The organism is Halobacillus sp. ACCC02827 (assembly GCF_030291935.1).
GTDB lineage: Bacteria > Bacillota > Bacilli > Bacillales > Halobacillaceae > Halobacillus.
Genome location: NZ_CP128168.1, coordinates 701,166 through 722,426, shown reverse-complemented (window position 1 = coordinate 722,426; position 21,261 = coordinate 701,166). Strand labels below are relative to the sequence as shown.

19 protein-coding genes are annotated in these 21,261 nt (G+C 47.1%); 1 reads left to right on the top strand and 18 read right to left on the bottom strand.

Going from position 1 to position 21,261, the window contains the following annotated elements; translation table 11 throughout:
• Positions 1-24: 24 nt before the first annotated feature.
• The 9 genes from QRD89_RS03630 to QRD89_RS03590 all read right to left on the bottom strand — a co-directional run bounded on the left by QRD89_RS03630 (position 25) and on the right by QRD89_RS03590 (position 11,549).
• Positions 25-2,448: a bifunctional diguanylate cyclase/phosphodiesterase gene (locus tag QRD89_RS03630; RefSeq protein ID WP_286096350.1), complete on the bottom strand. Its 2,424-nt coding sequence runs from the start codon at positions 2,446-2,448 to the stop codon at positions 25-27.
• Between the two features lie 163 nt (positions 2,449-2,611).
• Positions 2,612-4,804 carry a Z1 domain-containing protein gene (locus QRD89_RS03625; protein ID WP_286096349.1) on the bottom strand — a complete coding sequence of 731 codons (2,193 nt, stop codon included), beginning with the start codon at positions 4,802-4,804 and terminating at the stop codon, positions 2,612-2,614.
• 68 nt (positions 4,805-4,872) lie between these two features.
• Complete coding sequence (locus QRD89_RS03620; RefSeq protein ID WP_008633841.1) at positions 4,873-5,307, bottom strand: YkvA family protein; 435 nt, start codon at positions 5,305-5,307, stop codon at positions 4,873-4,875.
• 110 nt (positions 5,308-5,417) lie between these two features.
• Positions 5,418-6,737 carry an alpha-glucosidase/alpha-galactosidase gene (locus QRD89_RS03615; protein ID WP_008633842.1) on the bottom strand — a complete coding sequence of 440 codons (1,320 nt, stop codon included), beginning with the start codon at positions 6,735-6,737 and terminating at the stop codon, positions 5,418-5,420.
• 26 nt (positions 6,738-6,763) lie between these two features.
• Positions 6,764-7,594 carry a carbohydrate ABC transporter permease gene (locus QRD89_RS03610; RefSeq protein WP_026578669.1) on the bottom strand — a complete coding sequence of 277 codons (831 nt, stop codon included), beginning with the start codon at positions 7,592-7,594 and terminating at the stop codon, positions 6,764-6,766.
• On the bottom strand, positions 7,591-8,535 hold the full coding sequence (locus QRD89_RS03605) for a carbohydrate ABC transporter permease (RefSeq protein WP_026578670.1): 945 nt from the start codon (positions 8,533-8,535) through the stop codon (positions 7,591-7,593). Before QRD89_RS03605 ends, QRD89_RS03610 begins: the two co-directional genes overlap by 4 nt.
• Before the next feature lie 56 nt (positions 8,536-8,591).
• Positions 8,592-9,845, bottom strand: coding sequence for an ABC transporter substrate-binding protein (locus QRD89_RS03600; protein ID WP_286096348.1), 1,254 nt, complete (start codon positions 9,843-9,845; stop codon positions 8,592-8,594).
• 218 nt (positions 9,846-10,063) lie between these two features.
• Positions 10,064-11,113, bottom strand: a complete 1,050-nt coding sequence (locus QRD89_RS03595; RefSeq protein ID WP_008633849.1) for a LacI family DNA-binding transcriptional regulator — start codon at positions 11,111-11,113, stop codon at positions 10,064-10,066.
• A gap of 238 nt (positions 11,114-11,351) precedes the next feature.
• Complete coding sequence (locus tag QRD89_RS03590; RefSeq protein WP_008633850.1) at positions 11,352-11,549, bottom strand: cold-shock protein; 198 nt, start codon at positions 11,547-11,549, stop codon at positions 11,352-11,354.
• 331 nt (positions 11,550-11,880) lie between these two features.
• Here QRD89_RS03590 and brnQ point away from each other — a divergent pair, with 331 nt between their 5' ends.
• The gene (brnQ, locus tag QRD89_RS03585; protein ID WP_035388630.1) at positions 11,881-13,245 is read left to right on the top strand and encodes a branched-chain amino acid transport system II carrier protein; all 1,365 of its coding nucleotides are present in this window, start codon (positions 11,881-11,883) and stop codon (positions 13,243-13,245) included.
• Positions 13,246-13,403: 158 nt separating this feature from the next.
• On the opposite strand, the gene QRD89_RS03580 is transcribed toward brnQ, so the two are convergent.
• The 9 genes from QRD89_RS03580 to QRD89_RS03540 are packed head-to-tail and all read right to left on the bottom strand — an operon-like array spanning position 13,404 to position 21,135.
• Positions 13,404-13,817 carry a bifunctional adenosylcobinamide kinase/adenosylcobinamide-phosphate guanylyltransferase gene (locus QRD89_RS03580; protein ID WP_026578673.1) on the bottom strand — a complete coding sequence of 138 codons (414 nt, stop codon included), beginning with the start codon at positions 13,815-13,817 and terminating at the stop codon, positions 13,404-13,406.
• Positions 13,748-14,386, bottom strand: coding sequence for a histidine phosphatase family protein (locus tag QRD89_RS03575; RefSeq protein ID WP_008633858.1), 639 nt, complete (start codon positions 14,384-14,386; stop codon positions 13,748-13,750). The genes QRD89_RS03580 and QRD89_RS03575 overlap by 70 nt, the downstream gene beginning before the upstream one ends.
• Positions 14,338-15,105: an adenosylcobinamide-GDP ribazoletransferase gene (locus tag QRD89_RS03570; protein ID WP_008633860.1), complete on the bottom strand. Its 768-nt coding sequence runs from the start codon at positions 15,103-15,105 to the stop codon at positions 14,338-14,340. Before QRD89_RS03570 ends, QRD89_RS03575 begins: the two co-directional genes overlap by 49 nt.
• Positions 15,102-15,641: a bifunctional adenosylcobinamide kinase/adenosylcobinamide-phosphate guanylyltransferase gene (locus tag QRD89_RS03565; RefSeq protein WP_286096347.1), complete on the bottom strand. Its 540-nt coding sequence runs from the start codon at positions 15,639-15,641 to the stop codon at positions 15,102-15,104. The genes QRD89_RS03570 and QRD89_RS03565 overlap by 4 nt, the downstream gene beginning before the upstream one ends.
• Complete coding sequence (gene cobD, locus QRD89_RS03560; RefSeq protein ID WP_062515432.1) at positions 15,626-16,693, bottom strand: threonine-phosphate decarboxylase CobD; 1,068 nt, start codon at positions 16,691-16,693, stop codon at positions 15,626-15,628. Before cobD ends, QRD89_RS03565 begins: the two co-directional genes overlap by 16 nt.
• Before the next feature lie 18 nt (positions 16,694-16,711).
• Positions 16,712-17,671: an adenosylcobinamide-phosphate synthase CbiB gene (gene cbiB, locus QRD89_RS03555; RefSeq protein ID WP_026578676.1), complete on the bottom strand. Its 960-nt coding sequence runs from the start codon at positions 17,669-17,671 to the stop codon at positions 16,712-16,714.
• Positions 17,671-19,122 (bottom strand): adenosylcobinamide amidohydrolase, encoded by a 1,452-nt coding sequence (locus QRD89_RS03550; RefSeq protein ID WP_286096346.1) that lies wholly within the window; start codon positions 19,120-19,122, stop codon positions 17,671-17,673. The genes cbiB and QRD89_RS03550 overlap by 1 nt, the downstream gene beginning before the upstream one ends.
• Entirely contained in the window at positions 19,119-20,189 is a 1,071-nt protein-coding gene (locus QRD89_RS03545; RefSeq protein WP_286096345.1) for a FecCD family ABC transporter permease, read from the bottom strand. The genes QRD89_RS03550 and QRD89_RS03545 overlap by 4 nt, the downstream gene beginning before the upstream one ends.
• Positions 20,152-21,135 (bottom strand): ABC transporter substrate-binding protein, encoded by a 984-nt coding sequence (locus QRD89_RS03540; protein ID WP_286096344.1) that lies wholly within the window; start codon positions 21,133-21,135, stop codon positions 20,152-20,154. Before QRD89_RS03540 ends, QRD89_RS03545 begins: the two co-directional genes overlap by 38 nt.
• Between the last annotated feature and the right edge of the window lie 126 nt (positions 21,136-21,261).

The window sequence follows — 21,261 nt, the reverse complement described above, 5'->3', positions numbered from 1 at the left end:
CTCCAGCTTATACAGGAGTTCCTATTATTGACTAAGCGCACACTTTTTCAGTAGAGTCCACACTTTTTCACTGGAAAGCGGAGGGCTGAAATAATATCCCTGGTACTCTTCACATCCGACTCCTTGTAAATATTCGAGCTGCTCGAGTGTTTCTACCCCCTCTGCAATGACAGAGAGATCAAGCTTGGCAGCGATACTGATAATAGCATCAACGACCGCACGTTCCTTATAGTTTTCATTTATCGTCTGTATAAACGATTTGTCGATTTTCAGGGTGTCGAGCGGGAAGTCTTTAAGATAGCTGAGAGAAGAATATCCGGTACCGAAATCATCCAAAGAAAGAGTGAACCCCCGTCGTTTAAGTTCATGCATGACGGGAATCGCGGTTTCAGAATCCTGTACAATAGATTCCGTTAACTCAAACTCCAAGTGTCGGGGAGCCATTCCCGTTTCTTCCATCACTCTTTCTACAACCTTTAAGAAGGAGGGCTGGCGAAACTGAACCGAAGAAAGATTGACTGCAATCCGTTCTACTTTATACCCTGCGTCCACCCATTTCTGAAATTGAACACAGGCCTCCCGCAATACCAGTTCCCCCAAAGGAATGATGAGCTTCGTTTCTTCTGCAATAGGGATGAATTCAGCCGGGGATATCATACCCAGATGCGGGTGACGCCATCTTACTAATGCTTCAAATCCAATCACATCCCCCGTACTGACTTTAATCTGAGGCTGATAATGAACCTCTATTTCGCCTCTCTCCACTGCTTTTCTAAGACCTGCTTCCAGCTGTACTTTCCTTGAAATCATGGCACTGATTTGATTCGTGAAGAAGACATATTGATTTCCACCGCTTTGCTTCGCCTGATACATCGCAGTATCGGCATGCTTCAATATAAGCTCCGAATCATGTCCATCTTTCGGAAAGAGCGAGATTCCAATAGATACAGACATGTAGATTTCCCGGTCATCAATAAGAAATGGCAAAGCCATTGCTTTCATGATGCTTTCAGCCTTCCTGCGGGCTTCTCCCTCAGAAGGCTCCGGTAGAACAACGACGAATTCATCTCCACTCTGCCTGACAAGTAAATCCTCCTCGTCGAGACAGCCTCTCATCCTTTCGGCCGTTTCGCTCAGAAGTAAATCACCGATCCTATGACCATACACATCGTTCACATGTTTGAAGCGATCCAAGTCAAGGAACATGACAGCCGATGAAGCATCGCTCTTTTCCTTCTGCATGGATTCAAACAAATATTCATACAACGCACGACGGTTTGGCAGCTGAGTCAAATCATCCTTGAAAACGAGCTCTTGTATCCTTGCATGAGCTTCCTTTCTTTCGGTTATATCGCGAATGATGCCTATGTAAAAGACCTTTCCATGGTCATCGATCTTAGCCAGTGACAATTCGACTGGAAACGTATGGCCGGCTTTATGCAGCCCCTCCAGCTCTACTGTCCTTCCGATTACTTGAACCATCTTAGAAAGGTCACCTTCTTCGTAGGGACCCGGAGTGAGCTTCCGAAGACTTTTTCCGTACATTTCTTCTTTTCTGTGACCGAAAATCCGTTCCGCAGCCCTGTTCCAAGAGAGGACACGACCCGACGCATCCGAAGTGATCACCGCATCGTTCGCTGACTCCACGATGGACTTGTACATCTGATTCGCCAAATGAAGACGGTCGGTCGTGGACTCCATCTTCGTATCAAATGCAATCAACTTAATGAGAAAACCGATGGTCGCCATGACACCAAAAGCGATACACAAACCGAGAAGAGTCGGATCGATCACCGGTACTGCGGAGGAAATTTTTTCTTCCTCCATTGGATGGAAAGAGGCCGAATACATTCCTGTATAATGCATGCCGGAAATGGCTGCTCCCATGCCTAAAGAACTTCCCCACCATTTTAAATTGGTATAGTCGGCTTCTTCTCTCTTTACGTTCGCAGAGATCGTAAATAATTGGAGTGCAGCAAAAGAGGCAGCCAATGCGATACCAATGGATAGGGCGACCCAAAGGGGATCATACTCAATACGCATCCCCATTTCCATCGCGTCCATCCCTATATAATGCATGGAGACGATACTCAGTCCGATCAGGACACTCCCCAAGATATGATGAAACCATCTTCTCTCTTTCCTGCTGATAAGATAGAAGGCGAGAAAACTGGAGAATATTGCTGCTATAACACTAAGCGTTACTCCCCATGCTTTATAGGTAACGACCATATCCATTTTGTACGCGAGCATGGCGACGAAATGCATCGACCAAATACCCACTCCGAAGGTCAAACTTCCGATAAGCAGCCACTTCCAGCGGACAGCTCCTTCCGTCTGCATCATCCTCCTTACGAGGAGCAGTGCTGTATATGAAGACAGAATGGAGACGGCGATGGATAAGACCACCAGCCACCAATTATACTGTCCCAGTATTTCTTCATGCATGAACTTTCTCCCCTTTGCTTCCCGATCCTGCATACCAGGTATATATTCCTATTATACATCAGCATCCGAGAAATCGGCCAAAGTTCCTCCTTCTTCTCTTCCCACCTTATGAGAAAAAAACAAACCCCGAACGGAGTGACCGTTCGGAGTTTTTCATACGCTGTTATTTTATGATTTTATCCGCATAGACCGTTGGGGCGATTCGGGCCTGGGCAATGAGGACAGGCCACCAGAACGGACTTCCCCGCCACCCGTTCTCTTTCTTTCCTTCCTGTCTCAACATCAGGAGTGCGGGGGAGCTTTCCGCCACTTTTCTTGCCAATGCAAGCTCTCCGCTGCCTTTACCTGGAGTATCCGGAGAGTTTTCGAACTTCCCATCCTTCTTGAACCGCTTCACCTGTCGATGAGTGCGGGATAACAACCATACATAGTCACCGTTATCGGATTCTGCACAAAGGTAATCAATCAACGCTTCATACTCATCCAGGTGGAACGTGTACCCTTCTTCCATTTCCAGCGTTTCATACACAATCCGAAGCATCTCTTTAGCTTCGGATTTACGGATGAGGAAGGCTCCGTTTTCTTCCCGGACAGCAGACGCCTTCGCCTTATCTATCAGCTTGTCCAAAGTATGAATATGCTTTTGAATATTCGTTTTGTATCCCGTCTGGAAGCCTATCGGAAGGATCCTTTTATGCGGTTTGATCATTGTCAGACTGGAGAGCATGATCTTATTAGGGCTGCAAGGCAGGATCTCTTCCTTTCCATCCCTTTGTATGAAGACAACGCCCTGCTGATGTCCGCCTTTCTCAAAGACACGGCGCAGCTCTGCGTCAAATTCATGAATCCTCTTCATCACATCATAAATCTTTACCGTCGTATAGAAACGGGTAACAGCAAGATCTGCGACAGGACGGGCTCCGTACATTCTTGAATGTTGGAGAACCGTATCCTGTTGAAAAGATTTCGGGTTCCTTCCATAGAAGAAGCCGATCAAATGATGAACGGTCACTCCACGGTCCAGAATCTGTCCACCAATAAAAATGTTCATCGGGGCGCGCAGCTGCAATTCTCCCTGATCATCAAGCAAATCACGGATATCCCTTTCCGAGTTGACGACACTGCTGACCAGATGCTCCTCAAGCAGGGAATGGCGTACCTCTTCATAAATATCAGGAAACTCAGGAACCGGATGCTTCTTCAACTTACTTACGGAACGAATGATTCCGTCAAAAGAGGTGCGGATCAATTCCCGGAACAATTCGGACTGCTTTTCCGCTTCCGCGGTCAGAAGCGTCCGGAACCCTTCCATCAATTCCGCCTGCCAGCTGTGGGCGCTTTTCCCTCGTTCCGTGTGGATGATAAAGGCATACTTCTTCCGCTTCTGCCCCATCGCCCGCTGCTGCCAGCGGCGAATGCTTGCGCCTACAAGGAAGTTCATGACGGCATGACGGATATTCGCAATAGACTTCTGGGTGAGCAGACGGTCCATCTTCACACGGCGTCCGTCCATTTTCTTCATTACTTCCAGCTCTTTCTCCTCGACCGGATGAAAAAGATAGGAAGCAAGATGACCTTCCTGCTCACTCATTTCGAAGTAGACTTCCCCTCCGATATACCGGTCGTGAACAGGGACTAATTCCGTGAACGCAGGCCGGACTGGTTCGAACACCTTCCCTTTATGGAACGTTAAGTCTTCCGGCTGCAGATAGAGAGAATACGGTGTCGCCGTTACCTGAAGAAATGCCGGTTGGGCAAGCAGCTGCCGCAGTTCATTGATTTTTGTTGCGATGACTCGCAGCTCGGTAATGTTCTGATCCCGCTTATGTTCATAGGCAACACTTGCGAAATCCGCTTCATCATCGATGAACAGTACGCGTTTTCCGGCTAGCTCCGGATACTTCTCAAGCATGGTTTCCTTCAATCGATCGAGATTGCGGGTTTCCTTTTTTACGACAAATGCCAGCTTCTGAGACCATTCATATTTAGAAAGTCGATCCGGCATTTTCATAATGTCATACACCCGCATGGCGTCCGCCTTCAGCGGAGCTTCGAACTCCTCCTCTAACCGGCTGCATGTCTGTCTGACGAGCGCATTCGTTCCTTTCGTCAACAGGATGACGACATCGAATCCGTTATCATACATCAGTCCCATCACCCCAAGGAACGTCCTCGTCTTCCCGGACTGTACCTTACCGAGAAGCATACCCGGACGGCTTTCACTCGTCGTTGTGTCCAGCAGCTTCGCAGCTGTACGAACCATACATTCTCGGAACGGCTGTTTATATTTATTTTTTATATTTAAATGTTGAAAAAAATCCCCATCGGTTATCAAGGGCTTCGTCTGCAAAGGCATGTTCATTCTCCTTTTTCTCAAAACACGCCTATTATATCGTACTTTCCTGCATCGCTAAAGCACAAAGTCTACCGCTCAGCCCGAGGAAGCGTCCGCTCCTCTTCATCCAAGTCCCTTCCGAAAAGCCTGCTGACCCGCTGTTCCGCTTTCCTCTCGACCTCTTCATCAATATGGGAAATAATCTGGGAGATGGCATAGGCAATCACGGCACTGTCATCCGCTAAACCTACACCGGGTATGAAGTCCGGAATGAGGTCTACCGGAAGAATCAAATAACCGAGGGCACCCATAATCGTGAGCTTCGCTTTCTTGGGCGTTTCCGGTTTTCGGAAGGCATAATAAAGGAGCAGGCTGTAGTAGACGACCTTCGCGCCGAGGCGTCCACTGTACCGGCGCAGTTTCTCCCCATACTCTTTTTCTGAGAAATGAGCGCGCCCTTTCTCTATTGCCTGCTTCGGATTTAACTGCTTAAGCCTTTCTTTGTAACTTTTCGTGGATTTCATAGGTTTTCCTCCTCTTGGTGTACTTTTGACGAAACCCATCCTTCTTAAACCTTTCCATTCATTAATAGATAAAACCGCAGAGGAATTTTCCCCTGCGGTTCTTCCTTTAATTATACAAGAACATTACTTTTTTCAAATTTTGGAATCCAAGCCCCGTGCGCATCTATGAGCTCATCGCAAAGAGAGACGATATCATCGAGCGACAGCTCTGCAGCCGTATGAGGATCGAGCATCGCGGCGTGATAGATATGATCACGCTTGCCGGTGATAGCTGCTTCGATCGTCAACAGCTGGGTATTTATATTCGTGCGGTTCAAGGCTGCCAACTGCTCCGGCAAGTCACCGATACGGCATGGAGTGACACCATTTCTATCGACAAGACAAGGGACCTCTACGACCGCCTTGTTCGGAAGATTTGAAATAAGTCCTCCTGTATTTAATACATTACCATGAAGGCGGAACGGACGATCTGTTTCCATCGCATCGATGATATACGAAGCATATTCATGTGTCCGCTCATGGGTCAAATTCGAATTATGCACGACTTCCTCCCTCATCTTCTCCCAATCGCTGATCTGCTTCACACAGCGGCGAGGATATTCATCGAGAGGTATATGGAACCGCTCAATCAATTCCGGATAACGACCTTTGATAAAGTACGGATGATACTCCGCATTATGTTCCGACGATTCCGTCACATAGTATCCGAAGCGGTTCATCAATTCAAAACGCACCATATCATCATGTTTCTCTTTCTGCTTTTCCTGTGCACGCCTTTTGATTTCCGGATAAAGATCTTTGCCGTCCTTCTTCACTTCAAGAAGCCATGCCATATGATTGATGCCGGCAATTTTCCACTGGATGTCCGTATCATCCATATTTAACGATCGAAACAATTCGGGTACTGCTGCTTGAACGCTGTGGCAGAGGCCGACCGTTTGGACGGAAGTGTGGTGGAGCATTGCCCCTGTAAGCGCGGCCATCGGGTTCGTATAATTAAGGAAGAGAGCGTCTGGACAAACTTCCTCGATATCCTGAGCAAAATCCATCATTACCGGAATCGTGCGCAAAGCACGGAATATCCCGCCAATCCCCACCGTGTCTGCAATCGTTTGACGCAGGCCGTATTTCTTCGGAATGTCGAAGTCGATTACGGTACTTGGCTTATACCCTCCAACTTGAATCGCATTGATGACATATTTGGCGCCACGAAGAGCTTCTTTACGATCCGTATAAGCTTTCACGGTCACGGTACTCCCCGTACTCTCTTTCAAGTTTTTCAACATTCGCTCCGACTCACTCAACCGCTGCTGGTCGATATCGAACAGGGCAAATTCAAATCCTTGAATACTTGGAGTGAGCATACAGTCACCAAGTACGTTTTTAGCAAAAATCGTGCTCCCAGCACCTAAGAATGTAATTTTAGACATGATATATTCTCCTAACTCTTAATAAATTAGCCTTTAATTGATCCTGAAGATAGACCAGCGACAAAATACTTCTGTAGAAATAAAAACAGAATCGTCATTGGAAGCATGGACATAAGAGCAGCAGAGGCGACCAGATTCAAGTTGTTTTGATTCTGCCCGAAGAAGCCGGCCAAGGCTACCGTCAGTGTCTGTACTTCTTTATCCTGAAGGAAGAAGATTGCAAATTGATAATCATTCCAGATAAATACACAGGAGATGATTAATACCGTCGCGGTAATCGGCTTGAGAAGTGGAAATACAACACGGAAGAAAATCATCAACGTGTTGGCCCCATCCATTTTTGCTGCCTCTTCCAGCTCCTTCGGTACAGTCGACCGGATGAAGCCCGCATATAAGAAAATCGTCAAAGGAAGAAACGCAGCCAAGTTATTCAGAATGGCAACCGTCCTCGTGTTCATCAACCCGATATCCACGACCAGCTGGTACAACGGAACAAGTGCAGTCAATGGTGGAATAATCATGATAGCGATAAAAAGAAAATAAACGAACTTATTCAATCTCGTATTCAAACGCGCCAAAGGATACGCTGCAAGCGAGCCAAAGATAATCAACAGGACGGCTGCACATGCAGTAATCACCATCGTATTAAAGAAGGCTGTACCAAGACTCGCTGTTTCCCATGCTTGGGTAAAGTTCTGGAAACTCCACGATTCCGGTAAAACCCAACGCGAACTGAAATCGTTATTCGCTTTAAAAGCTGTCGTTATGAGAATGTAGAAAGGAATAAGGTGAACGATCGAGATGACGATGGCCACGATCGTCCATAGTTTCTTAGATTTCTTCCCGGAATCATTCACGATGCATCGACCTCCTTACGCTTGAAGTAGACAAGAGCGAGCAGACTCAATATCAGGATAATAAATGCCATCAGCACACCCTGGGTCGCTGCATAACCGGCATCCTGTCTGTTGAAGTAAAGCGAGTACATGAATGTCGACATCGATTGCGAGGCGTTTCCCGGGCCACCGTTCGTCAGTGCCACGATCACATCGAACAACTTTAGTCCGCCAATGATATTTAAAACCATATTGATAGTGATGGCGGGCATCAACAACGGCAGGGTAATGCTCTTGAATTTCTGAAGAGCGGATGCTCCATCGATATTCGCCGCTTCATAGTAATCTTTAGAGATCCCCTGAAGGCCGGCTAAGTATATGATCATCGCAATTCCAACGAACTGATAAGTATTCACGAAGACAATGATCCACGGGTTCAAGTCAGGGTTACCGAGCGCATTGACACTCTCCATTCCAAAGAGCATCAATACATCATTCAACGCCCCATTCTGATATGCGAAGAAGAAATACCAAATGTAACCCATGACAAGCGGGCTGATGATGACAGGTAAATATACAATCGTTCTCGTCACCGCTTTAAAACGGATGCTTTGGTTAAGCAGAAGCGCATAAAGCAGACCGATCACATTTTGAAAAATTGTACTCCCGATACCATATAGCAGCGTATTCTTTACAACGAGCCACGTATCCGGGTCTTGAAACATTCTTGTATATTGCTCGAACCCCACCCAGTTTTTCGTCTGTGAGAACCCGTTCCAATCTGTAAAGGATACACGAATCCCGTTCAAGAACGGATACAGGATAAACACAGATACAACGAGGAGAGCCGGTAGATACATCCACCAAAGGGACCCGGATTTGCTTTTCTTCTGTCGTTTTCTCTCTGAACGATCTTGCTCCTTAACGAGCGTCCTTTCTGTTTTTCGAACCATTTCACTCATGATATCCATCTCCTATAATAGATGCTGGATTTTCAAGGAGGGTTGTCACCCTCCTTCTATTCTCTCAATCTTGTATATTCTTCGGACATTTTCTCTGAAACTTCCTTCGGACTCATGGAATCGGACAACAACTCCTGCCCTGTAGCCCCCATAACATCCCACATGCCGCTCGGTAGATAGATACGGTCAAAATAAGGCTCGACCATCACACCTTCATATTTGTCATAGTATGCTTTGAAATAGTTGTCTGCATCGATGCCGGTCAATCCAGCAGGCAGAGAGGTTCCTTCCGCTACTTTCTTGGCAACTTCCGGACGCGCCAGGTATTCAATGAATGTCTCCGCTTCTTCCATGTGTTCCGTATTTTTTGAGACAGCGACAGTATGACGCTCGCCGCCGATCCAGCTTGGTTCATCTCCATCATGAATGATCGGCATAGGAATAACTCCGACCTTAACATCAGGATTAAGCTCTTCTACAGCTGTCCCGATGGAGCCTCCGCCAAACACAAAGCCAATCTTTCCTTGCGCCATCAATTGTGTACGCTGTTGTATTTGAGCTGTCAATACATCTTTATTCAATAACTCTTCATCTTGCATTTCCTTCAATTTTTCCGGAAGATACGTATAGTTGGACCAGTCAAACGTGCCATCCAATAGTTCTTCTTCGTAATTATTCTCTTCGTCTGTAACCAGTAACGGTGTTGCAAATTGATCGAAATATTGTCCGAAAGCAGATTTGTCCGAACCATTAATCCAGAGCGGCGTCACTTCTCCACCGCTTTTCTCTTTAATAGTCTCTAAAGCTGCCATGAACTCATCAAATGTCGCAGGAGGTTCGATTCCATACTCCTCCAGTAAGCTCTCGTTATAATTTATTCCATCTTTCGCCTGATTTAATGGATACGCATATACCATTCCATCCTCATCCTTAAGAATGGTATCAAGAGCAGGATCCAGTCGTTCCACCCACTCCATATCACTTAAATCAGCCACATATTCCCCATACCTTTGCTGTGACCAACCATGGGTATCAAACAGATCCGGCATATCGTTTGCAGCCATTTTTACACGGATCATATCTTCATATCCGCTCCCCGGATAATTGTCTTCAATGTCGATGTCCGGATACTCTTCTTCAAATTCTTTGATTGTTTCCTGTAATACCTGCTTATCTTCTTCCGTAGTCGCCGTCGAATAAAAAGTAAGTACCGTTTTATCCCCATCTCCGCTGGCAGAGCTGTCTGAGCAGCCGACAAGGAAAACACCTATAATGGCTATGACAATAAGGCTGTACCATCTATTGTTCATCGTTGTTCCTCCTAAATGTAGTCATTCTTTACCCATACGAGCGAAACATTTGATTCCCTTATAAGTAATCCGATATACTTTAAGCGCTGAAGCTGATCCCTAAGCAAGACAGTCTTCAGCTGTTTACCACTGTGCATCTGCCTGTCCTTCCCAAAACAGGTGGATGTACGAATCATTTCTTTCCCCCAAGGCCTCACCTCCTTAAAGCTGTAAAGGTATTAGGATATCCCCTTTTTTTGCAAATCCCTTTTCCTGCTCCCACAGCTTTCACGAATAATTAATTCGGTAGGAAGAACCACCTTCATTGGGATGTTGCGGCCTTCCAAGCGGTCGATCATAAGCTTCACCCCGGTCTTCCCCATTTCTTCTGTATGCACTCGAACTGTAGTAAGTGGTGTGCTCGCATAGCTAGCCAACTCGATATCGTTGAACCCTATGATCGCTACATCATCAGGCACTTGATAATTGTTTTCTTGAAGTGCCCGCAGCGCGCCGACCGCCATCGCATCACTGGATGCAAACACTGCTTCCGGGACTCTGCTGCTCTCAATCATCTCTTTCATCAGCCGATACCCCTCCGAAATACGGAACTGCCCAACCAAACATTTTTCTTCAGCGAATAGCCCCTTTTCCTCCATAATCTTTCGAAACGTGGCTTTTCTTCCTTCTTCCAGATCTTCCGTCCTGTCCACGAAATGCTCTACTTCCTGTCCACCTATGAAACCAATATCCTTATAGCCAAGTTCAAGCAGGTGTTCAACCGCCTGTCTGGTTGCATGTTCAAAATCAATTACTACCGCATCGTACACATCATCGTTCGTCGAATGGTTTATATAAACGACATTCTCCAAATGATCCGTAAGCGCCCTTAGAAGCTCTTCACTTATTCTCCCGACAACGATCAAATTTTTGATTTCATCACTTATTTTTCCAGCCTTCAGTTGACTCAATCGAAGAACCTCTGCCAGATCCAGCCCTCTCTTTTCACACTCACTTTCCACCCCCTGTCTTATATGGATAAAGTACGCGTCATTCAATTCCTCTTCAAGGGAATGGCAGATGAGAACACCTACTTTCCCGGGAATTGTCTTCGAAGTATTCGTACCTTTTCGTTCCTGCACAGTCTTATAACCTAATTCTTTCGCTATACTCAATATTTTTGATCTCGCCTCCGGTGAAACGGAAAGCGTCGTATCATGATTTAACACTCTTGAAACGGTGCTGCTTGAGTAATTGGCACGCAAAGCTATTTCCTTGATCGTAGTCATGAATTACTCCCTCTCCAAACATTAGTAAAACTTTAGTAAATATTATCGTTACATGAATAATACCAGAACAATTAAGCGCTTTCAATATTATTTTCAGAAAAATTAAACGATTATTGCCTGGTTTTGTCTCCTTTCTCTCCCTGATCTATATCCACCCGATAATTACCTCTAATAAACTTTAGTAAATTTACGCATAAAAAAAAGCTTCCGGGGTTAGCCGGAAGCTTTTCTTTAGGACTTATTTTTGAACGTTAGCCGCTTGTGGGCCACGGTCGCCTTCAACGATTTCGAAAGAAACTGTTTCGTTCTCTTCAAGAGTTTTGAAACCTTCGCCTTGGATTGCAGAGAAGTGTACGAATACATCATCTTGACCTTCTACTTCAATAAAACCGAAACCTTTTTCTGCGTTGAACCATTTAACTGTACCTTGTAACATATTGTTACCTCCTGCGTGGAATAAATCCACATTGTATTACTATTATTGCTCTGCAAATTCATTCAAGACGAAAGTGACTTAACAGTTACTTAAGCTTTCATTCGTAAACGAACAAGAATAATTAACTTTAACTATATAGGATCTTAGGTCATCTGTCAAGCGCCTGTGGATTTTCTTTTTAATATCCATTCTTTTAAACCATAACCTAAGACGTTTACTTCCAATAATATCAATAAGAAAAATGGCATTGTATCCGGAAAGAATTCTTGTTATTATAGTCTCTATTATCAAAAAACTTCAACAATTATTACACCAAGAAGGAGCTATACTTATGGAAAAAAAGATCCCTTTTTCAACCTATGCCGTCATCGGCACGATGCTGTTCGGAATGTTTTTTGGAGCAGGGAACCTCATCTTCCCCATCCAGCTCGGACAGCTGGCGGGTACAAACTTCTGGCCGGCTTTAATCGGTTTTCTGGTGACGGCGATCGGCCTTCCTTTCATGGGAATATTGGCCATCGGGTTATCCGGAAGCAGTGGTCTGCGTGATCTTGCCGGAAGGGTTCATCCCATCTTCGGTCTCGGATTCGCAGCAGTCCTTTATTTGACGATCGGACCATTCTTCGCTATTCCACGGACAGCGACCGTACCTTTCGTCGTCGGTTTCGAGTCCTTTATTCCGGAAGGCCAAACCACCCTTTGGCTTGCTGTTTTCAGCTTTGTGTTTTTCGCAATCGTCTATTATTTCTGCCTGAATCCCGCAAAAGTGATGGATTACATCGGAAAATATCTGACACCGGCCTTTTTAGTGTTCTTATTCCTATTAATTATCGTAGCACTTGTCAGACCGATGGGCAGTTTCCAGCCACCATCCGGAGACTACACTGATCTTGCCTTTATGACCGGATTCACGGAAGGATACAATACAATGGATGCTCTTGCTTCCCTCGCCTTCGGTATTGTTGTCATCAATGCTATTAAGAGCAAAGGCATCACGGATAAGAAAGCTGTCGCCAAAGCGACTTGGAAGTCAGGAATTTTCGCCATGGGATTGATGATGCTTATTTATGGTTTAATCACCTACATGGGCGCTTCAAGCGTTATGTCCATCGGCTTGTTCGACAATGGAGGCGTCATATTCGCTGAAGTGGCTAAGCATTACTTTGGATCATTCGGAGCTGTTCTTCTCGGTATCATCATCGTTCTTGCATGTCTTAAGACAAGCATCGGCTTAATTGCTGCGTGCAGCGAGTTCTTCCACGAAATTGTACCGAAAGTCAGCTATAAAACATTTGTGTTTCTGCTTTCTTTCGTATCTTTTTTAATTGCAAACCTGGGATTGACAAAAATTATCCAATTCGCAGTTCCTGTGCTGATGTTCTTATACCCTATCGCCATTGTCCTGATTTTACTCGGACTCGCTTCTTCGTTCTTCGGTAATAAACAAAAAGTCTATACCGTTTCCGTTGCTTTCACATTCTTCGTCAGCGTCATCGACGGCTACAATGCTTTGAAAGACAGCCTGCCGAATGCCGCTGTTTCGTTTCTTGATGTCGTGGACAGCGCCTATGCGGCCTACCTTCCGTTTTATGATATCGGCCTTGGATGGATCGTTCCGGCAGTCATCGGTGCTGCCATCGGTTTACTTTGGCCCGGGCACAATGATAGAGGGCATACCGTTCCCGTTGATGCATGACCATCCAACTTTACGGAAGAAAAGGTTTATCTTAAGAAACAAAACGCACCAAAAGCCCGCGCTTTTGGTGCGTTTTTCTATTCCTGTTCTTTTGTTTCCATGATGGAGCATCGACTCCTGCAAGACGCATAAGCTTTCGAATGACACCGTCATGGGTGTCATGCTTTGAGCGTCGTCCACAAACCGTGCCAGCAATAGGTCACTTCATCCGCGTTTCCTGTCAACTTCTGAGTCAGCCAGCCCAACAAATCCCTTCCATCTCTGTCCAGTTTCTCCATTGGGACAATCCCCCGACCTGTCTCCAAAAGGATAAATACGACCGAACGTCCGGCATGCCTGACGTCCTCGACGAAGGTGAAAAAAAGTTTCTTTACCTCCTCCAGCGTCATTCCTTGCTGAAGGGCTTCTCTGATCCATACCTCGAACCCTTCGAGAACAAGCGTCCCGTCATGCACAGTCTTCCATTCACACCATTGCCGGGATTCATAAGCACTCACCCAATTTAAAGAAGGGAAGTGTTCTCGGACGTATTTTCGTTTTCCTGAACAGGCACCTCCGACCACGACGTGCATGACCATCCCTCCTCTGATTTACTAACTCTAAAATAGCAGCCTTTTCCGTGTGGCGGACTTATATCCCAGAAGGATGCTTCCGGATGAAGGTGTTGATATAAAGAACGAATAACTCCCCCATGCGTAACGAGAAGAATCTGATCATAAGAAGAGGAAACCATTTCCTTTAAAAAAACACCCACCCGATCGTGGAACTCAGGAAATCGTTCTCCTCCGTCAGGACCGGTATTCTGCCAATCTTTTAACCACCTCTGATAAGAAGGATCCTGGACAAGGTCTTCGTGTCTTTTCCCCTCCCATTTTCCGAATGATATCTCACGAAGACGGACGTCCTTCCACCCTTGCAGATCCGGCCTTAAATAGTGGAGGGTCTGCAGGCAGCGCCTCCTGTCACTTGTGAAGCAGGCATCAAAAGCGACCGTGGATAAGCTTTTTTTCAACTCAAACATCTCTTCCATCCGCTCTTCCATTACCGGTTCGTCCAAATGGCCGATATAGCGCTTCTCTATATTTGCTTTCGTCAGCCCATGACGAACCACATACAAATCCAAAGTACGAACAGCCCCCATAATTCTCCCCCCTCTATCGTTAATCCGATTAAATCTCCATTTACGCCACGGAAGTTCCTGACAATCCACCAACGTAAGATAAAGTAGTAGACGGCATAAGCTGCCATGAGAACGATCGTCCAAATGGATAACGCTCCCACACATACAACGACACCTACACCTATGATGACATCCCTTCGGTCCATATGTTTCTTCCACTCGAAAGCGAGACCCTTCTCCCGCATCAACGGAAGCTGATACAGAACGATCAATGCCGCTGCTCTGCTTAACGCAGGAATGAAGAAGATAGAAAAGAGCAGATTCTTATCAAGTCCATAAACGAACAGGCCGAAGATGAAGCTTGTTTTCCATGCCAGATGGAAAACGAGCGCTAATATCCCGAAACTCCCAACGTGGGGATCTTTCATGATCTCCCATTTACCTTCCAGTGGCTTGTTGGATCCTTTCGCATCGGCTGCATCCATCAGCCCGTCGAGATGAAGGCCGCCGGATACATATACCCACAGGGAAATGACCGCCAGCCCGCCAAACCATATAGGAAAGTAGAGCACCGTCCCCCACCATAGGGCTGCGAGCAGCATACCAATGATGAAACCTGCGATTCCATAAGATCGAAGAGCGCTTTTGATTGTCCTTTGTTCCCATGGACATTCGATGGTAAGCGGAATACGCGTCAAAAACTGAATGGCGAGAATCAAACCGTAAACGCCCGTCTTCAACCTATTCCTTCTTTCCAGGAAAGAGGGATGCCGGAAATGACCTGAAACGCTTCATCGGCTTTAGCTGCCAGGAGCTGGTGCACGTCCTGAAGGGTTCTTATGTATTCCATGACAGAAGGTTCCTGCACCGGAGTTCCCTCATTGACATCGTTGGATACGAAGATAAGCTGCAGCCGCTTCTCACGACCGATTCGCAGCAGTTCCTTAACCTTTTCCAGAATCATGCCCAGGTCCTCCTTTTCGTCATACATTAAATGACTGACCCATATGGTGACACAATCAATCAGCACAGCAGAACCCTCTTCCACTTTCATTAAGTCCCCTGCTATATGAACCGGCGCTTCCATAGTGCGCCACTCTATCCCACGATCTTTGCGGTGCCGTATAATCCGGTCTTCCATTTCTTCATCCACTACTTCAGCTGTCGCAACATAAATAAGCTTTCCTGTGCTGGATTTAACCTTCGCCCTGCTCTCAGCAAAAGCGCTCTTGCCGGAACGGGCGCCTCCAGAAACGAACGTCACTGTCCCTTCCAAGCTGCCAGCACCTCCAATAGTCGATCGTTTTCTTCCTTCTTTCTTACAGCCAGCCTTATATACGTTCCTTCCAGTCCGGAAAACGTATGGGTGTGACGCGGAATGATTCCATTCTTAACCAGATAAACGAACAAAGGGTCGGAATTTGCCGCGGATGCATCCTTCAACAGATAGAAATTAGAAACAGATGGTGAAACCGTAAATCCAAGTTCATGCAAAGAAATCACTAATCGCTCCCGCTCTTCCTGTACGAAACGGCGGGTTTTATGTATATAGTCTGTTCGAGCGAGCAGATCGGGCAGTAAAGAAGCAACCACTCCGTTTACACTCCATGGGATCTGCACCCCGGCAACCCGCTTGATTTGTTCGGGTTGGGCCACTATGTACCCAAGGCGAAGACCCGGAACCGCATAGATTTTCGTCAAGGAACGCAGGATAATCAAGTTTGGAAAACGCTCCATTAACGGGAGGATATTTTGTTCCTCCAGCGGAAGGAAGTGAACAAAGGCCTCATCGACCACCACTGTCACCTCGGACTTTTCCGCTTCTTCAAGCATTTGTATGAGCCGATCAATCGGGATTATTGTACCCGTAGGATTATTAGGTCGACAAAGAAAAAGCAGGTCTGTTTGTGGGATCGCTGTCAGCACTTCCTGCACGGGAAAACCAAAATCCTCTTTTAAATTAAGACGCGTCACATCTATTTGATATGCTTCACATGCTCTTGCATACTCGGAGAATGCCGGCTCGATGATCAGCGCGGATTTACCCGCAAACAGATGTGCCACGAGGAAAATCGCTTCTGCTCCTCCGTTAGTAAGGCGAATCATGTCCGGTTCGACCAAGAGCGCATCGGCAAGCTCCTGCACTTCGCTGCGGTAATCAGGATCGGGATAGACATCCAAGGTACGGAATGCGGCAGCCAGAGAAAGATCGGGCGGTGGTCCCAGCGGATTTAGATTTGCACTGAAGTCCATCACCTTTTTTTCCCCCATATCATATCGTTGCATTATTTTTAACGGATTCCCGCCGTGTTCCGGCCATTCTTTCATCCTTTTCCTCTCCCTCCATCAGAAATAGTGAGTGATACCAATGACTATACCAACAAGTGCCAACACCACCACCCATGTACCGTGCATATACCGAACGGTTATTAATATGTCCGCCGCCTTCAGCTTCCTTCCTGCTGTTCCAAGCTCTGCACGGTAAGAAGGAATCCCTTCATAGAAATTCACACCTCCGAGACGGACACCGAGAAGCCCGGCACACATAGCTTCCGGGAATCCGGCATTCGGGCTCGGATGCTTTGCCGCATCCCGCCGTACGATGACAAGACCATTTTTACGCCTTGAATCTCTGACATGAAAAGAACCAATCCACATGGCTGCCGCTGTCACCCGTGCAGGCAGCCAATTGACGATGTCATCAAACCTGGCGGATGCCCAGCCGAAATTAAGGTAGCGATCATTCTTATAGCCGACCATCGAGTCCAATGTATTTGCTGCACGATAGGCGAACGCAAGCGGTCCACCGCCGATCAGTGCCCAAAGAACTGGGGCAATGACTGCATCGACCGTATTTTCGGCAACAGTTTCCACGGTACCACGCGTCACTTCGTTTTCATTCAGAGCTTCCGTATCCCTGCCTACGATCCAGCTGAGCTTTTCCCTGGCGGCTTCGATATTCCCGGCGCTTAAAGGCACCAGCACCTCATAAGCGGCCTTCTGAAGCCCTTTGATGGCAATAGTGGAAGATACAATATACCCTTCCACCAGAAAAGCCAGAACTGGATGGACCGCTTCCGCCAGAGTAATCAACACAAAGCTGATACTTGCAGCCCCTCCTACGATGACGATAACGAGCATTACACCCTTCTCCCTAAGACGTTCACCATTGTTCCACTTACCTTCAAGTCGACCGATAAGCTTTCCGATTCCGATTACCGGATGGGGAATCCACTTAGGGTCACCAATCCATAAATCCAGCCCTATTGCAAAAAGCAGAATATAGTAGTGATAAAGCCAGTCCATCAACGGGATCCCCTTTTCTCATATTTATCGAGGGACTCCCGTACACCGCGGTAGACAATCGTACCGATTGCCTGCCCGACGGCCGTCCCTGAGCCGGCATAGGGAGTCAGTGCCCCTACCTGTGTGGAGGCGACGACGGTACTATCTGTAGAAGTACCAGTCGCTGTCGATCCCGTCACTGGATCCAGGACAGACTGGTCTGCCAACGCTTTCACCTTAGCTTCTGTCACAGATTGGACGGCATTGACGAGAGCACCGTCTGTCAAATGAGCATCAACAAAAACCATAATGTTGATCGTACCCGGCTGGATTGCACCCAGTTCTCTTCTTTTAGAAATATCGACCGCATTACCGACCCCTGCCGTCACTACAGCCATTACACCGATACCCTGAACGTTTTCTTTACAGATGACATAGTCCTGCAGATGGACAGCGGTCATCATTCCAATTGTTTGAGCGGGATCGACGCCTCTTGTTTTCATCCAGCTGATGACATCCGTTTCCGGTTCCCGGCAGTCGTAGGATAAATCTACATGAAAATTACAAAAGTCCGTAGACCAGCCGATACCACCGCCAATGACGCTGTTTGCCATCGTCCGAAGCGGCCGGGTAAATTCGAGATGGATCCATTCCGCATTTTGAATGATTTGATAATCCGGGATCGTACCCGTCTCCTGATTGGGTGTTACCACGATTTGTGACTTCGGTATTTCCGGGTGATAATGATGATGGACAGGAACATCGTACACTTCCTGCAATAAATCCTCCTGCTGCAGCAAGGACAGATCCCCTGTTGCGACAAGTTTCCCTTGCTGCAGTAACCCGACATCATCTGCGAACAACGCGGCCGTATTCAGGTCGTGGAGGATCGCCACAATCGTCAGATCATGATCCCGTTGATGCTTCTTCAAATGTTCCAGCATGACGACTGTATGCTTGATATCTAAATGGTTTGTCGGCTCATCCAGGAAAAGGATCTTCGGCTGCTGCGCCAATGCCTTTGCGAGCAGAACCCGCTGTTTCTCTCCACCGCTCAAGGTACGGAACGGTTGATTCTCATAGCGGCGGACATCCGTCTCTTCCATTACTGCATCCACGATACGAAGATCTTCTTTCGTCGTGTGCTTTAACCACCCTCGTTGATGAGGATATCTTCCAAGCGTAACGATTTCTCTGACCGTAAAGTCGAATTCCACATACGATTCCTGGGAGAGCACAGCCATCATTCTTGCCTTTTCCCGGGGAGAAAACGTATGCAGAGACCTGCCGAACAGTTGAATAGTTCCCGTCGCTGCCGGCAGTATCCCTGTAATTAATTTAAACAGGGTCGTCTTTCCGCTTCCATTCGGACCAAGCAATGTAAAGAACCGGCCGGTTTGAATCGACAAATCAATATCATGGACAACCCGTTTGCTTTGATATCCTCCTGATACACCTTCCATCATTATCATGATTCGTTCCTCCTGAATCGCTCTCTGATCATAAGTAAAGCAAAGATCGGTGCGCCGATCAGGGCGGTGATGACACCAATCGGCAATTCTTCCGGTGCCACAATCGTCCGTGCAAATAAGTCGGCGAGAATCAGGTAACCACCGCCGGCAAGCGTGGATAACGGCAGGACGTGGCGGTGGTTGGGCCCAACAAGCATTCGGATGAAATGAGGGATGACCAGTCCGACGAATCCTATTTGTCCGGATACGGCGACGGCAGCCCCTGTCAACAGCGATGCGCCGACGATGACCATCACTTTCCCTCGATTCACGTGCACTCCCAAGTGTTCGGCAGACTCCTCACCAAGCGCCATCGCATTTAATTCGCGCGTTTTGAACAGGAGAAGCAGGACCCCAACGACGAAAAACGGAAGAAGCAATTGGACATGACTCCATCCCCGCATCCCGACATTCCCCATCAGCCAATAAAGAATCTGCCGCATATCTTCTCTTGAACTCAAGGCAATGATTAAGGAAATGACCGCACTGATGAAAGAACTAACGATAATACCAGCCAGAATGATCGTCTCGATCGCAAGCGTTCGATTGGCCAGGTGAGTCACCCCGAAGACGATAAGCATCGTGATGAATCCGGAGATAATCGCTACAACCGGCAGCGTGAATTCGCCTAGAAACGAAATCGTAATTTGGAAATACAGCACGCATACAGCACCGAGGGCGGAACCGGACGAAACGCCGATTGTGTACGGATCAGCCAGCGGGTTCCTCAACAATCCTTGGAAAGCAGCACCTGCAATGGAAAGGGAAGCACCTACGAGAAGCGCCAGCAGTACCCGCGGAAACCGTATTTCCCAAATGATCAGTTCGGTGGATTTCTCGACTGTCTCATCCCGCAAAGAAATCCCGAGCGTTTTATTAAGCAGAAGATCGAGAACAACCGGGATCGGGAAATCGACACTGCTGTTTAAAACGCCAAGAAGGGTCGCACCAAGTACGAACCCTCCCAACAAGATGTACATCCACCCGATCTTATTCAGTAAATACTTCTGGATAAATGAGCTTTCCAAGCGTCTCTACTCCATCGATCAAACGCGGTCCCGGACGCGTCACCGTATCGTTATTCACATCGAAGACCTGTTCCTGCTTCACGGCAGGAACTTCCGCCCATCCCGCTCGGTCAAGCACCTGCTCCTCCGGATTATCGACATAGTAGCCGTAAGTGGTGATGATGACATCAGGATTCTTCTGGACGGCTTCCTCTTCCGTCATCTTCACCCAACCTTCCTGGTCGGCAGCCGTATTTTCGGCATGGATCGCCTCCAGCATCTCATTCATGAAGGTTCCTGTACCGGTTGTATAAATGTCAGGACTAGGAGCGACCTCCACCCAAACCCGTTTCTTTTCCTCGACAGCTTCTGCCTTCTCTTTGATCTTTTCCAAGCTGGACTGCATGTCGCCTACAAGCTCATCCGCTTCTTCGGATGCCCCTTCCACATCACCAAGCAGTTCGATATGGTCATATACAGCATCAAAAGACTCCGCACTGTCGACAACAACAACGTCGATACCGGATTCTTCGAATTTATCTAGAATATCGCGATTATTCTCCTGGTGGAAATCTGTCACCAGCGCAAGATCCGGATCTAAAGATAAAATCTTCTCCACATCCATTTCCTGAGCTCCAATTTTTTCTATATCATTTGCTTCCTCCGGATAGTTGCTGTATGTATCGACACCAATCAACTTATCGCCCTGACCGAGCGCAAATGTAATTTCTGTGTTGCTCGGTATTAAGGATACGATCGTCTCCGGCTCCTCTTCGATGGTAACTTCCTCTCCACTTCCGTCTGTGACCGTGACCGGGAATTCGGCAGAATTTCCCTGCTGATCAGTCGTTTCCTCCGCACCAGCATCTGCGCCCTGCTCCGTTTCATTGGAATCATCACTGCAACCGACAGCAAACATCAGAAGCATACCGATAACAAACGGCATGAACCAGTGTGTTCTTTTCATGTATCTTTCCCCTCCCTATTTTTGCTCACAAAAAAACGCCATTCTCTAAGAAAAAGGCGGTCGTCGAAGGAGGCGGAATGATACACGCTGATAAATAAACGCACACATCACGCTCGTTCGAAGCAG